The sequence below is a fragment of the Mesorhizobium sp. M1312 genome (assembly GCF_040318115.1).
Lineage (GTDB): Bacteria > Pseudomonadota > Alphaproteobacteria > Rhizobiales > Rhizobiaceae > Mesorhizobium.
This window is the reverse complement of sequence record NZ_JAMYLQ010000020.1, coordinates 113,411-126,345: the sequence shown is the minus strand read 5'-3', so window position 1 is coordinate 126,345 and position 12,935 is coordinate 113,411. Positions and strand designations below refer to the sequence as shown.

12 protein-coding genes are annotated in these 12,935 nt (G+C 62.2%); 3 read left to right on the top strand and 9 right to left on the bottom strand.

Annotated elements, in window-relative coordinates; translation table 11 throughout:
* Positions 1-148 precede the first annotated feature (148 nt).
* Positions 149-1,051, top strand: a complete 903-nt coding sequence (gene ppk2, locus NKH36_RS22105; protein ID WP_352964536.1) for a polyphosphate kinase 2 — start codon at positions 149-151, stop codon at positions 1,049-1,051.
* A 77-nt stretch (positions 1,052-1,128) separates the two neighbouring features.
* On the opposite strand, the gene NKH36_RS22100 is transcribed toward ppk2, so the two are convergent.
* From NKH36_RS22100 to NKH36_RS22090, 3 genes are all read right to left on the bottom strand, one after another.
* The gene (locus NKH36_RS22100) at positions 1,129-1,875 is read right to left on the bottom strand and encodes an enoyl-CoA hydratase-related protein (protein ID WP_352964533.1); all 747 of its coding nucleotides are present in this window, start codon (positions 1,873-1,875) and stop codon (positions 1,129-1,131) included.
* Positions 1,876-1,890: 15 nt separating this feature from the next.
* Positions 1,891-2,529 carry an acyl-homoserine-lactone synthase gene (locus tag NKH36_RS22095; protein ID WP_352964530.1) on the bottom strand — a complete coding sequence of 213 codons (639 nt, stop codon included), beginning with the start codon at positions 2,527-2,529 and terminating at the stop codon, positions 1,891-1,893.
* Positions 2,530-2,627: 98 nt separating this feature from the next.
* Positions 2,628-3,359 (bottom strand): helix-turn-helix transcriptional regulator, encoded by a 732-nt coding sequence (locus NKH36_RS22090; protein ID WP_352964528.1) that lies wholly within the window; start codon positions 3,357-3,359, stop codon positions 2,628-2,630.
* A 289-nt stretch (positions 3,360-3,648) separates the two neighbouring features.
* Here NKH36_RS22090 and NKH36_RS22085 point away from each other — a divergent pair, with 289 nt between their 5' ends.
* Entirely contained in the window at positions 3,649-4,467 is an 819-nt protein-coding gene (locus NKH36_RS22085) for an ABC transporter substrate-binding protein (RefSeq protein WP_352964544.1), read from the top strand.
* Between the two features lie 38 nt (positions 4,468-4,505).
* On the opposite strand, the gene NKH36_RS22080 is transcribed toward NKH36_RS22085, so the two are convergent.
* Positions 4,506-4,916 (bottom strand): tellurite resistance TerB family protein, encoded by a 411-nt coding sequence (locus tag NKH36_RS22080; RefSeq protein WP_292399336.1) that lies wholly within the window; start codon positions 4,914-4,916, stop codon positions 4,506-4,508.
* Between the two features lie 168 nt (positions 4,917-5,084).
* On the opposite strand from NKH36_RS22080, the gene NKH36_RS22075 reads away from it, so the two are divergent.
* Positions 5,085-6,734 (top strand): lysine--tRNA ligase, encoded by a 1,650-nt coding sequence (locus NKH36_RS22075; protein WP_352964526.1) that lies wholly within the window; start codon positions 5,085-5,087, stop codon positions 6,732-6,734.
* Here the strand turns inward: NKH36_RS22075 and NKH36_RS22070 are convergent.
* From NKH36_RS22070 to NKH36_RS22050, 5 genes are all read right to left on the bottom strand, one after another.
* Positions 6,697-7,545, bottom strand: a complete 849-nt coding sequence (locus tag NKH36_RS22070) for a thermonuclease family protein (protein ID WP_352964524.1) — start codon at positions 7,543-7,545, stop codon at positions 6,697-6,699. The two genes, NKH36_RS22075 and NKH36_RS22070, sit on opposite strands and share 38 nt — an antisense overlap.
* 9 nt (positions 7,546-7,554) lie before the next feature.
* Entirely contained in the window at positions 7,555-8,205 is a 651-nt protein-coding gene (locus NKH36_RS22065) for a S24 family peptidase (protein ID WP_352964521.1), read from the bottom strand.
* 81 nt (positions 8,206-8,286) lie between these two features.
* The gene (locus NKH36_RS22060) at positions 8,287-10,506 is read right to left on the bottom strand and encodes a 3-hydroxyacyl-CoA dehydrogenase NAD-binding domain-containing protein (RefSeq protein WP_352964519.1); all 2,220 of its coding nucleotides are present in this window, start codon (positions 10,504-10,506) and stop codon (positions 8,287-8,289) included.
* A gap of 16 nt (positions 10,507-10,522) precedes the next feature.
* Positions 10,523-11,731: an acetyl-CoA C-acetyltransferase gene (locus tag NKH36_RS22055; RefSeq protein ID WP_352964517.1), complete on the bottom strand. Its 1,209-nt coding sequence runs from the start codon at positions 11,729-11,731 to the stop codon at positions 10,523-10,525.
* 30 nt (positions 11,732-11,761) lie between these two features.
* Positions 11,762-12,931, bottom strand: coding sequence for an acyl-CoA dehydrogenase family protein (locus NKH36_RS22050; protein WP_352964516.1), 1,170 nt, complete (start codon positions 12,929-12,931; stop codon positions 11,762-11,764).
* Positions 12,932-12,935 lie beyond the last annotated feature (4 nt).

Below are 12,935 nucleotides of genomic sequence, written 5' to 3'. Positions count from 1 at the left end.
TCCTTTGTGCGTCCAATTGGACGCACAAAGGACGCTCTACCACTTTTAATCTGCTGCATCGTTCTTTCCGAAAATCGATTCCGATTTTCGGGCCGATGCAGTAAGGCTCCCAATAGCATGAGTCCGGAAACTGGAAAGGTTCGTCTCGATGAAAAACCCCAAGGAAGATGCCGCCGCGCCCGTTCCAGGTCCGCTGAAGATCCGCATCGACGGCAAGGCGCTCGAGTTCGACATCGAGGACCCCAAGCTTCCGGACTGGGTCGAAGACAACAAGCTGAGCGCCGGCGGCTACCCCTACGACAAGAAAATGAAAAGCGACGAGTATGACGAGACGCTGGAGCGGCTGCAGATCGAGCTGGTCAAGGCGCAGGCATGGCTGCAATCGACGGGCAAGCGGGTGATGTCGCTGTTCGAAGGACGCGATGCCGCGGGCAAGGGCGGCACGATCTTCGCGCTGCGCCAGTACATGAACCCCAGGACAGCGCGCAACGTAGCGCTGACCAAGCCTAGCCCAACCGAACTCGGGCAATGGTATTTTCAGCGCTATGTCGCGCACTTTCCGACATCCGGCGAGTTCGTCACCTTCGACCGCTCCTGGTACAATCGCGCCGGTGTCGAGCCGGTCATGGGCTTCTGCACGCCGGAGCAGCGCGAGAAATTCCTGAACGAGACGCCGTATTTTGAACGGATGATCTGTAACGAGGGCATCCATTTCTTCAAATTCTGGCTGAACATCGGTCGGGAAACACAGCTTGAGCGATTTCACGATCGGCGCTGGAGTCCTTTGAAGAGCTGGAAATTCTCGCCGATCGACATTGCCGGCATCACCAAATGGGACGACTACACCAAGGCGCGCGATCTCATGTTCGAACGCACGCACGAGGGATTCGCGCCCTGGATCATCGTGCGAGCCAACGACAAGCGGCGCGCGCGACTTGCCATCATACGGCGCATCCTGTTGTCGCTTCCCTATGACGGCCGCGATCTCGACGCCATCGGCAAGGAAGACAAGAAGATCATCGGAGAAGGGCCTTCCTTCTTGCAGGCCTGAAGCCGTGGGGGCGCCCCCCCCCCGCCCCCGCGCCCCCCACGATTCCAGATGTTCCTGTCATTTTGCCGAATGACTTCTCATGCCGCCAGCCGGGCAATCCGCTGTAGCCGCCGCAGCGTGGTATCGTCCTGCAAAGCCTGCTGAAACAGCGAAATCTCCTGGTCTATGCGATCGCAGAGCGCGCCTGTGTCGCCCTTGAGCAGGTCGCGCGTCTGCAGCAGTGCGGCGACCGGCTTCTTGGCGAGTTGCCTCGCTCTGCCAAGTGCGGCTTCCTCGACATCGCCCACCACGATCTCCGTGACCAGGCCAAGCATCCTGGCGTCCTCGGCACTGAGCGTGTCGCCCAGGCAGAAGAAGCGGAAAGCGCCGGCATAACCGAGTTTCTGCGGCGCCAGGATGCTGGTCGCCGCGTCCGGCACGAGGCCGAAATCGACGAACGGCACCCGGAACGTGCTTTCATCAGATGCGATCACCATGTCGCAATGGAACAGAATGGTGCAGCCGACGCCGACGGCGTCGCCGTCGACACAGGCAAGGACCGGTTTGGGGAACGTCGCTAACGTGCGGAACATGTCGGTGACGGCGGCGATCAATCGTTGATGCTTGGTGGCATCGAGGAATTCGGAAAAATCGCCGCCGAGGCAGAAGCAGCCGGCAAGGCCGCGCAGCACCACGACGCGCACGTCATCGTCGATTGCGGCTTCGTGGAATATCTTGGCCAGGCTTTCGTAGGCTCGCCCGTCCAGCACCGGCCGGCCGTCATCCGACGACACCGTAACAATTAGCGTATGATTGCGGAACTCTGTTTGCGGGTGGATGTTCATGGCTGTCTCCAATTCTCACGAGGCCTGCCTCATTCCGAGCCTGTCGGGGTATCCCCTGGCCAGCACCGGCGCGAAATGACTGCGACGCGAACGCACCACCTCAAGCGTATGCTCGTTGAAGGTGAGCAGTGTGGCGACGACCTGCTGGTTGCCATAGGTGCGCTGGTAGCCAAGCGGCTTGGCCAGGAAGTGCAACTGCAGCGCCCGTAGGACCCACATCGGCTCGAACTCGATGATCACCTGGTTGACGTTCCGCTTCAGCCCCCACTCGACGAAGCCGGCAATGAGCTCGGTGCCGACCGTCGAAACGCCGCGCTTGCCGTCACGAAAGCCCGGCGCCACCCCATAGCGGGTCAGTTCCCAGACGTTCGGCCCGGATGGCGGCGTCCCTTCATAGAGGTCCGCCAGCACTTCAGTCAGAAGATGCGCCCGGGTTGTCGGCAACATCCGCTGATAACCGGCGAGCTCGCCGTTGCGGATGACGAGCTGATGCACCGCCTCGTCATGGTCGAACTGATCGATCTCAAGGCCGTCGGGGCGCTGCAGATCTGTCCACCCCATCTCCTCGACGAAAATCTTGTAGCGCAAACGATGAACGGCCTCCCAAAGGTCGGGACGTTCCATAAGTTCTTGTGTGGTAAGGGAAAAAAGCATCTGCCGTCTCCTAGGTTCAAATAGGAAGATACGGCCGGGCTGTCCCGAGAAAATTACGCGATCACGTAGGCAAGAATTTCTAGGCCGGCACGGCCGAGCTAGCTAATATAGCCGCGCCTTATCGCTTCCGCGACCGCCTGCACCCGGTTGACGGCACCGAGTTTGCTTTTGGCGTTAAGAAGGTGTTTCTCTGACGTGTGTTCTGAAATGCCGAGAATCTGTGAAATCTCCCATTCGGACTTGCCGACGGCGGCCCATTGCATGCATTCGCGCTCACGCGGCGTCAATTCGACGTGGTCGATGGTCTTGGCTGCCATCGTGTGGAGTTGCATGGCGCGGCCAATCGCATAGGTTGCGGCCAGCGACACCAGGCCGAAATCGGCGCCAGACAATTCGACGGCTTCGCCACCGAGCGACACCATGACGATCTGGCCATCGAGCGTGACCAGCGGGAAGGCCATGCCGTCGCACAGTTTGAATTCACTGGCGTCGCCCATCACTTCGCCGCTGCTCTTGTCGATGCGAATGCCCTGAGACGCTTCCCGCCACTGGAATGGCGCCTGCAGCTGTTTCATGTGGCTGACGACGGGGTCATGGTCGATATAGTTGCGCGCCACATAGCGCTCCAGCCATTCTCCCGGCCAGTCACAGAGAAGCACATGGTCCTTTTGCTGCCCCCTCGGCGTGCCTGGCTGCGGAACTGTCCCGGCCATAAGCGCCGTCAGACCGAACTCCGAGGTTATGCCAAGCAGTTTTTGGCAGACCGCCGCCGCCGTATCGGCGTGCTGCAGCTGATCTATGAATTCCAGTGTGCGATCGAAGTGGCCCATTGCAACATCTACCCCATGTTGCCTTCCGCGTTGAGATCAACAGTCCAGCGCTTGACTTGCACTTTGCCATCGACCCCGGATTACAAACCTGATCCTCTCTGTTTGCAGCGCCTTGCGGCTACCCTCCAGCCGACGCCGCACATGTTTGCAAGCTCGCTGAAGCATAACCCTAAATCGGCGTGATGGAATCAAAAACCGTTGTGCCTGTGGCATTTTCGTACCAAAAGCCACATTGGACAGAACAACGCGGAGCTCGATCGTGGCAATTCGGTGGACAACCATCGTCTTGATGCTGGCAATTACGGGGGCACAGTGGCTCACGGCAGCGCGTGCCGCGGAGCCGCAAGTGCCGGTGCTGTGGGATGCCAAGGAGCGGCTGCCGAAGCCTGACCTTTCCGCGCTGCCGCGTCTGAGATTCCTGACCACCACCGATTTCCCGCCGTTCAACTTCCTCGACGGGGCGGGCCGGTTGTCCGGCTTCCACGTCGATCTGGCGCGCGCCATCTGCGCCGAACTCGGCATCGCGGAAAAATGCCAGATTCAGGCGCTGCCTTGGGCCGAGCTCGAAGGGGCGCTGCAGAAGGGCGAAGGCGAAGCGATCATTGCCGGCATCGCCGCCACGCCGGAGTCGCGGTCGAAATTCGCCTTCTCGCGTTCCTACCTGCAGTTTCCGGCGCGCTTCATCATGCCGAAGACAAAGGCGTTCACGGAACCGATCTTCGACAGACTGCGCGGCAATCGCGTCGGTGTGGTCGCCGGCTCCGCGCATGAGCGGATGCTGCGCGATTATTTCGACACCGTTCAGGTCGTCCCCTTCGACCGGCCGGAAGAGCTCTATGATGATCTCAAGGCCGGCAAGATCGACGCCGCCTTCGGCGACGGCATGCGCTTCGCCTTCTGGCTGGGCGGGTCGGATGCCGCAGCCTGCTGCCGCTTTGCCGGCGGCCCGTATCTGGCGCCAGAATATCTGGGCTCCGGCATGGCCATCGCCGCCAGGGCCAACGATCCGGCGCTGGCCGCAGCGTTCGATTACGCACTGCAGGAGATTTCGGTGAAGGGCACCTTCGCCGAATTTTATCTGCGCTATTTCCCGGTCAGTTTTTTCTGATCCGGCCCGGTCAGTTTTCTGAGTCTTCAGGGCCTGGATCAAGTCAACGTGCGCAGGCGGGCCTTGGCGGCACGGGCGATGGCGGCGACGGTGAGCGTGTCGAGATCGAGTTGGCGACGGATAAGCTGCAGTACCCTCACCTCCTCCAACCGCATTTCGAGGTCGACGGCCGCAACCTCGAAGGCTGCGGCATAGGCGGTATCAAGCAGGCGTTCGGGCAGCGCTTCAGCGACCCGCGCCAAAACGCCTTCCAGCCCGTCCTTTTCGTGCAGCATCTTTTGGCAGTCCTGGGCGACGCCGACCAGCCGGTCGTGGTCGAAATCCTCGAACACCGGCCATGAGCGAACGACGTCGCCGATCCGCGCCAGTTCGACATCGGTCATGTCGCGATCGGACGCGGAGGTGATGACCATCAGATAGATCAGGGCTTCATGCGGCGGCAACGACATTTAAAAACTCCTCAAATGGGCTCCGAAGTTAGGAACGCGGCACCGACGCCGCAAGGAAAAAGAGCCGCGATCGTTGACGCCCACGGCAGGCACGCCTAGAGACCGGTTGAAAACCTCTTCCGGCCCCCTTTTGCGGCGATGCCGGCGAACGATTTGGAAAACAGTGACATGGCGGGATCAAACATCGTCGATCTCAATCCCGAGGTGCTTGCGGCAGCGGCTGAAAGCAAGGCGTGGCCGTTCGAAGAAGCCAGGAAGATCGTCGAGCGCTACAAAGACACTGACTTTCCCGAGACCGTTCTGTTTGAGACCGGCTACGGTCCGTCGGGGCTGCCGCACATCGGTACTTTCGGCGAGGTCGCACGCACCTCGATGGTGCGCCACGCCTTCCGCGTCCTCACCCGGGACGCGGTCAAGACCAAGATATTGTGCTTTTCCGACGACATGGACGGCATGCGCAAGATTCCGGACAACGTCCCGGATCGCGCCGCACTCGAGCCGCACCTGCACAAGCCGCTCTCGTCCGTCCCCAATCCTTTCGGCGGCGATTATGCGAGCTTCGCAGACCACAATAACGCAATGCTTTGCCGTTTCCTGGACACGTTCGGCTTCGACTACGAGTTCGCCAGCGCGACGGAATACTACAAGGCTGGCCGTTTCGACGACGTTCTGCTGCGCGCTGCCGAACGTTTCGACAAGATTATGGGCGTGATGCTGCCGACGCTCGGAGAGGAGCGTCAGGCGACCTACAGTCCGTTCTTGCCGATTTCCCCCAAAAGTGGCCGCGTGCTTTACGTCCCCATGAAGCATGTCGACGCCAAGGCCGGCACTATCACCTTCGATGATGACGGCACCGAAACCACGCTGCCCATAACCGGCGGCAGGGTGAAGCTGCAGTGGAAGCCGGATTTCGGCATGCGCTGGGCGGCGCTCGGCGTCGATTTCGAAATGTTCGGCAAAGACCACCAGACGAATGCGGTGATCTACGACCGTATCTGCAATATCCTGGGCGGGCGCGCGCCCGAGCATTTCGTCTATGAGCTGTTCCTGGACGAGAGCGGCCAGAAGATTTCGAAGTCGAAGGGCAACGGGCTGACCATAGACGAGTGGCTGACCTACGCGCCGACCGAAAGCCTCGAGCTCTACATGTACCAGCGGCCGCGGCAGGCCAAGAAGCTCTATTTCGACGTCATTCCGAAGGCGGTGGACGAGTATTACGCCTTTCTGTCCGCCTATCGCCGGCAGGAGTGGAAGGAGCGGCTGGGAAATCCCGTCTGGCACATGCATGACGGTAACCCGCCTGTCGTCGACCTGCCGGTGTCGTTCGCGCTGCTGCTCAATCTGGTCAGTGCCTCGAGCGCCCAGAACAAGGACGTGCTGTGGGGGTTCATTTCGCGCCACACATCGGGCGTGACGCCGAAGACCCATCCCGAGCTCGACCGGCTGGCCGAGTATGCGATCCGCTATTTCGACGATTTCGTGAAGCCGGCCAAGGTGTACCGAGCAGCCGACGCGGTCGAGCGCGAGGCGCTGACGAAACTCTCCGAGGCGCTCGCCGCGTTGCCGCCAGATGCCGATGGCGAGGTGATCCAGAATGCCGCCCTCAACGTTGCGCGCAAGACCGAACGCTATCAGGACCATTCGAAGCAGAGCCCGGAAGGCGGGCCGGGCGTCTCCGTTGCCTTCTTCCAGATGATCTACCAGGTGCTGATCGGACAGGAGCGCGGCCCGCGCTTCGGTTCCTTCGCCGCGCTCTACGGCATCGCAGAAACCCGCGCGCTCATTCAGAAGGCGCTGGCTGGTCAGTTGGCGGCATAGCCGTCGTCTCGGTTGGCGGCGTAGCCGTCGCCGACGGATCGAGAATCGGCTGCGTCGGCTGCGTTGCCGCGACAGGGGCTGGTGCCGGAGGCAGGCCGGAGAGACTGGGCGCCGGCCCGAAAATGCCCTTCCTCGCCGTACGCGCCTTCTCGCCGGCCTCGACGTAAGGGCCACCCTTGGCTGCGCGCGCCCAGCCATTTTCGATCAACCACTGACCGACATCCTGGTTGCCAACGCGGCATTCGGCGGCGATCAGGTCACGGCCGCCTTCGGGCGGCACCGCGCAAACCACCGCCCGGCCGCGCAGGAAAGCACGGAACGCCGTGCGCGCCCGGCTGCCGCACGTCCAGGACTTGCCGCCGTCGGCGCAAGTCTCGTCCTGCCTGACGACGTCGATACCCGAAATCGCGACCGAGTAGCCCTTGGCCTCGATCACACCGGCAGCAGTTGCAATCGGCTGGAACAGTTTTGTCCCGTTCCAGTCGTCGGGCATTTTCGATTTGGGCGGTCTGGCCAGCGCCAAATCACTCAGCGGCGCGCGCGGCTCGACCCGTTCAAGCTCGTCGGGTTGAAGCTGCGGCGGCGCGACGACCTCGGGATCGATGGCCCTGGAATGCGCCTCCGGCCTCGCCGCCTTGGGTCGCGGGTTCGCTGATGTGGCAGGCGCTTCGGATTGCGCCGCCATGCCGGCCCGCGCTCGAGCTGCGACACGGCCGTTTTCGTGATGCAGCACGGCGCGGCCGCCGGCGGCGATCGCGGCCCCCATAACCAGGATCGTCAACACCGCAGCGGCTGCATGAAGCGGGCGCACCGGCGCCCCCTACTGGCTTGCCCAGACAATCCGCGCCACCCATTCGACATCGTGCATGGGGATGTCGCGGTCCGGGTGATCGGGATTGAGCGAGACCAGCATGATAGACTTCGCCGTCTGACGGTCCAGCACCTTGGCCATCACCTCGCCATCATTGGTCTTGACGACGACCCGGTCGCCCTTGCGGGTGGCAGCGCCCGGCTCGACGATCAGCACGTCGCCGTTGCGGTAGAGCGGCAGCATGGAATCGCCCTGGACCTGCAGCGCATAGGAGGTTTCGGTCGCCTGTGCCGGAAGCTCGATCAGGTCCCAGCCCTGCCCCGCCGGAAAACCGGCATCATCGAAGAAGCCGCCGGCGCCGGCCTGGGCGAAGCCGAGCAGCGGCACCGAAGACCTCTGTGCGGGCAGAGATCCGGGAACGGTTTCGCCCCGGCCTTCGACCAGTCCCGTGAATTCGTCGAGCGAGGCGCCCGTCGCCTCGATGATCTTGGCCAGCGATTCGGTCGACGGCCAACGCGGCCGCCCGTCCGAGGACAGCCGCTTCGACTTGTTGAAGGCGGTCGAATCGAGGCCCGCGCGCTTCGCCAGCCCGGAGGCCGAGAGCGAATAACGCTCGGCGAGAGCATCGATTGCGGCCCATACGCGGTCATGCGAGAGCACTTTTGCTCTCCTTCAGAACAGGAAAAAATACCTTCTCTGTTCTAACTGGTGGCCGCGATCTTGTCCACCAAGAAGGCGGCGTCACGCCGCCTTCTTGGCCTCGCTCCTGGCATAGGGATCGAAGCGTTCGTAGAAAGTCTCGCCCTTCTCCGCCATGTCGAGCAGGAGCTTCGGCGCCTTGAACTCGGCGCCGTACTTCTTCTGCAGGCCCTTGGCGATCTTGACGAATTTCTTTGCGCCGATGCCGTCGATGTAGGACAGCACGCCGCCGGTAAAGGGTGCGAAGCCGAAGGCGAGAATCGAGCCGACATCGGCTTCGCGCGGATCGGTGACGATGCCCTCCTCCATCACCCGCGCCGCCTCCAGCGCGATGGTGACCAGGAGCCGCTGCTTCAGTTCCTCATAGTCGACCTTTTCAGGCGCCAACTGCGGATAGAGATCCTTCAGGCCCGGCCACAACTTCTTCTTGGCAGGCTTTTGCGGATAGTCGAAAAAACCCTTGCCGTTCTTGCGGCCAAAGCGGCCATGCGTATCGACCAGCGTGTTGATCAGCGCCATCTGCTTCGGGTAGACCGCGTTTTCGCCGAGATCGCGCATGGTTTGCTTCATGATCTTCTGCGCGAGGTCGATCGCCGTTTCGTCCGTAAGCGCCAAGGGGCCGACCGGCATGCCGGCGGCCTTCGCCGCGTTCTCGATCATCGGCGCCGGAACGCCCTCGATCAGCATCTTGTAGGCTTCCGACATGTAGCGCAGCACGCAGCGGTTGACGTAGAAGCCGCGCGTGTCGTTGACGACGATCGGCGTCTTCTTGATAGCGCGGACGAAGTCGATCGCGGCGGCCAGCGCCTTGTCACCCGTCTTCTTGCCCAAAATGATCTCGACCAGCATCATCTTGTCGACCGGCGAGAAGAAATGGATGCCGACGAAATTCTTCGGCCGCGCCGAATTCTTCGCCAGCGACGTGATCGGGATGGTGGACGTGTTCGAGGCAAAGATCGCCGACGGCTTCAGCACGGCCTCCGCCTTTTCGGTGGCGTCCTTCTTGACGCCCGAGTCCTCGAACACCGCCTCGACCACTAGGTCGCAGCCTGCGAGGTCGGCATAGTCCGCCGTCGGCGTGATCAGCGACAGCAGTCTGTCCTTGTCCTCGGGCTTGGCACGGCCCTTCCTGACCTGATCCGAGATCAGGCTGTCAGAATGCGCCTTGCCCTTGGCGGCAGCTTCCATGTCGCGGTCGAGCAGCACCACCGCAATGCCGGCCTTGGCCGTGACATAGGCGATGCCGGCGCCCATGAAACCGGCGCCGAGCACGCCGATCTTCTTGAATTTGGTTTCCGGCACGCCGGCCGGGCGGCGCGCGCCCTTGTTCAGTTCCTGCAGCGACACGAACAGCGAGCGGATCATCGCCGCCGCTTCCCTGGTCTGCATGATCTCGGTGAAATAGCGCTGCTCGATGCGCAAAGCGGTGTCGAACGGCACCAGCAGGCCTTCATAGACGCATTTCAGGATGGCGGCGGCGGCAGGATAGTTGCCATAGGTTTCGCGACGCAGGATGGCGATTGCCGGTGGCCACAGATTGGCGCCGGCCACCGAATAGACCGGGCCGCCGGGCAGCTTGAAGCCCTTCTCGTCCCACGGCGCCACCGGCTTCAAGCCATTTTTGATCATGGCCTTGGCGGACTCCACCAGCTTCGCAGGCTCGGCGATCTCGTGGATAAGGCCCATCGACTTGGCCTTCTGCGGCGACAGCGTCTGGCCGGAGGTGAGCATCTGCAGCGCCTGCTGCTGGTCCGTCAGCCGCGGCACGCGCTGGGTGCCGCCGGCGCCTGGGAAGATGCCGATCTTCACTTCGGGGAGCGCCATCTTGACCTTGTCGGAGCCGGCTGCGACACGGCCATGGCAAGCGAGCGACAGCTCGAACGCGCCGCCCATGCAGGTGCCGTTGATCGCCGACACCCACGGCTTGCCTGAGGTTTCTAGCTTGCGGAACAGGCCGGTCATGTAACCGGCATTTTCGAACAGCGCCTTGGTCGCCTTGTCCAGGTCCTTGGCTTTGTCGGCTGCGAACTTCGACAGCATCTTCTGCAGCATGGTGATGTCTGCACCGCTGGAGAACGTGTCCTTGCCGGAGGTGATGACCGCGCCTTTGATTGCTGCATCGCTCGCCACCTTGTCGACGATGGCGTTCAGTTCCAGCATCGCCTCTTCGGTGAAAACGTTCATCGACCGGTCGGGCATATCCCAGGTGATCAGCGCGATGCCATCGGCGTCGATGTCGAGGGTGAAATTGGTGTAGCTCATCGGTCTCTCTCTCCCGTCAGACGCGTTCGATGATCGTTGCGGTGCCCATGCCGGCGCCGATGCAAAGCGTCACCAAAGCGGTGTTCAGGTTCCGGCGCTCCAGTTCGTCCAGCACCGTGCCGAAGATCATCGCGCCCGTGGCGCCGAGCGGATGGCCCATGGCGATGGCGCCGCCATTGACGTTGATCCTGTCGTGCGAAATATCGAAAGCCTGCATGTAGCGCAGCACCACCGAGGCGAAAGCCTCGTTGAGCTCGAACAGATCGATGTCCGACAGCTTCATCCTGGCGCGCTTCAGCAGCTTCTCGGTCACGTCTACCGGACCGGTCAGCATCAGCACCGGTTCCGAGCCGATATTGGCGAATGCACGGATGCGTGCGCGCGGCTTCAGGCCGATCGTCTTTCCAGCCTTCTTCGAGCCGAGCAGAACGGCCGCCGCGCCGTCGACGATGCCGGACGAATTGCCGGCGTGGTGGACGTGGTTGACCTCTTCCACCTCGGGATGCTTCTGCACCGCGACAGCATCGAAGCCGCCCATTTCGCCGGGCATGACGAAAGACGGGTTGAGTGCCGCCAGCGACTGCATGTCGGTCGAAGGCCGCATGTGCTCGTCATGGTCGAGGATGGTCAGCCCGTTCTGGTCCTTGATCGAGATCACCGAATTCTTGAAGCGGCCCTCGCCCCAGGCTTTGGCAGCACGCTTTTGGCTCTCGACCGCATAGGCGTCGACGTCGTCGCGCGAAAAGCCGTATTTCGTGGCGATCAGATCGGCCGAGATGCCTTGCGGCACGAACCAGCCGGGCAGGCCAACGGAGGGGTCCATGAACCAGGCGCCGCCGGATGCGCCCATGCCGACGCGCGACATCGATTCGACACCGCCGGCGATAACAATCTCATCTGCGCCTTGCGCGATCTTGGCTGCACCGAAATTGATGGCGTCCAGGCCAGAGGCGCAGAAGCGCGAGATCTGCATGCCGGGCGCTTTTGTGTCGTAGCCCGCCTCGAAGGCGGCGGCGCGCGGAATGACAGACCCAGCCTCGCCGACCGGGTCGACGCAACCGAAGATGATGTCGTCGACGGTGCCGGTATCCAGCCCATTGCGGTCGCGGATCGCCTCGAGCACCTTGGCGCCGAGCCGCACCGCCGGCACCTCGTGCAGCGAGCCATCCTTCTTGCCCCGACCGCGCGGCGTGCGCACGGCGTCATAGACATAAGCTTCGGCCATTTTCCTGCTCCTTGGTTTGCTAAAAGTCGCTCAGAGAGAGCGCCCAATCAGCAATTTCATGATCTCGTTGGTGCCGCCGTAGATACGCTGGACGCGGGCGTCGCGGAACATGCGGGCGATCGGATACTCATTCATGTAGCCATAGCCGCCATGCAATTGAAGGCACTCGTCGACGACTTTTCCCTGCAGGTCGGACAGCCAGTATTTGGCCATCGAGGCCGTCACCGGGTCGAGGCCACCATTGATATGGCGGGCGACGCAGTCATTGTAGAAGACCCGGCCGATGGTCGCCTCGGTCTTCAGTTCGGCCAGCTTGAACTGGGTATTCTGGAATTCGATGATCGCCTTGCCGAATGCCTTGCGCTCCTTGACGTAATCGATGGTCAGCGCCAGCGCCCGCTCGACCATGGCGATGGCGCCGGTGCCGATCTGCAGCCGCTCCTGCGGCAATTGCTGCATCAGCTGGACGAAGCCCTGGCCTTCCTCGTGGCCGAGCAGATTGGAGGTCGGCACGCGCATATCGTTGAAGAACAGTTCCGACGTGTCGTTGGCCTTGAGCCCGATCTTGTCGAGGTTGCGACCGCGCTCGAACCCTTCCACCTCGTCGGTCTCGACGACGATCAGCGAAGTGCCCTTGGCGCCCTTCTCCGGATCGGTCTTGGTGACGACGATGATAAAGTTGGCGAGCTGACCGTTGGTGATGAAGGTCTTCGAGCCGTTGATCTTGTACTGGTTGCCATCCCTCTCGGCTCGCGTCTTGACGCCCTGCAGGTCGGAGCCGGCACCGGGCTCGGTCATGGCGATGGCGCCGATCAGCTCGCCGGTCGCCAGTTTCGGCAACCACTTCTTCTTCTGCTCCTCCGAGCCGTAGTGGAGGATGTAAGGGGCGACGATCGAATTGTGCAGACCGATGCCGAAGCCGTCGACACCGACATGGCCGATCGCCTCGATGATGGCGCTCTCATGCGCGAATGTCCCGCCCGAACCGCCATATTCCTCCGGCATTGAGGCACAGAGCAGACCGGCCGCACCTGCCTTCAGCCAGCTTTCGCGGTCGACCACCTCGTTCTTCTCGAACTCGTCATAGCGCGGCGCGATCTCTTCCGACATGAAGCGGTGCGCCATGTCGTAAAGCATGCCAACCTCTTCCGCAGCCCAGCCGGGTTTGGGCAAAGCAAGCACTTCGGCGGGATTTGTCATGCTA

Bases quoted from the DNA above. Each gene is read 5' to 3' on its own strand.
- ppk2 (WP_352964536.1), top strand. From the start codon at position 149: ATGAAAAACCCCAAGGAAGATGCCGCCGCGCCCGTTCCAGGTCCGCTG.
- NKH36_RS22100 (WP_352964533.1), bottom strand. From the start codon at position 1,875: ATGAACATCCACCCGCAAACAGAGTTCCGCAATCATACGCTAATTGTT.
- NKH36_RS22095 (WP_352964530.1), bottom strand. From the start codon at position 2,529: ATGCTTTTTTCCCTTACCACACAAGAACTTATGGAACGTCCCGACCTT.
- NKH36_RS22090 (WP_352964528.1), bottom strand. From the start codon at position 3,359: ATGGGCCACTTCGATCGCACACTGGAATTCATAGATCAGCTGCAGCAC.
- NKH36_RS22085 (WP_352964544.1), top strand. From the start codon at position 3,649: ATGCTGGCAATTACGGGGGCACAGTGGCTCACGGCAGCGCGTGCCGCG.
- NKH36_RS22080 (WP_292399336.1), bottom strand. From the start codon at position 4,916: ATGTCGTTGCCGCCGCATGAAGCCCTGATCTATCTGATGGTCATCACC.
- NKH36_RS22075 (WP_352964526.1), top strand. From the start codon at position 5,085: ATGGCGGGATCAAACATCGTCGATCTCAATCCCGAGGTGCTTGCGGCA.
- NKH36_RS22060 (WP_352964519.1), bottom strand. From the start codon at position 10,506: ATGAGCTACACCAATTTCACCCTCGACATCGACGCCGATGGCATCGCG.
- NKH36_RS22055 (WP_352964517.1), bottom strand. From the start codon at position 11,731: ATGGCCGAAGCTTATGTCTATGACGCCGTGCGCACGCCGCGCGGTCGG.
- NKH36_RS22050 (WP_352964516.1), bottom strand. From the start codon at position 12,931: ATGACAAATCCCGCCGAAGTGCTTGCTTTGCCCAAACCCGGCTGGGCT.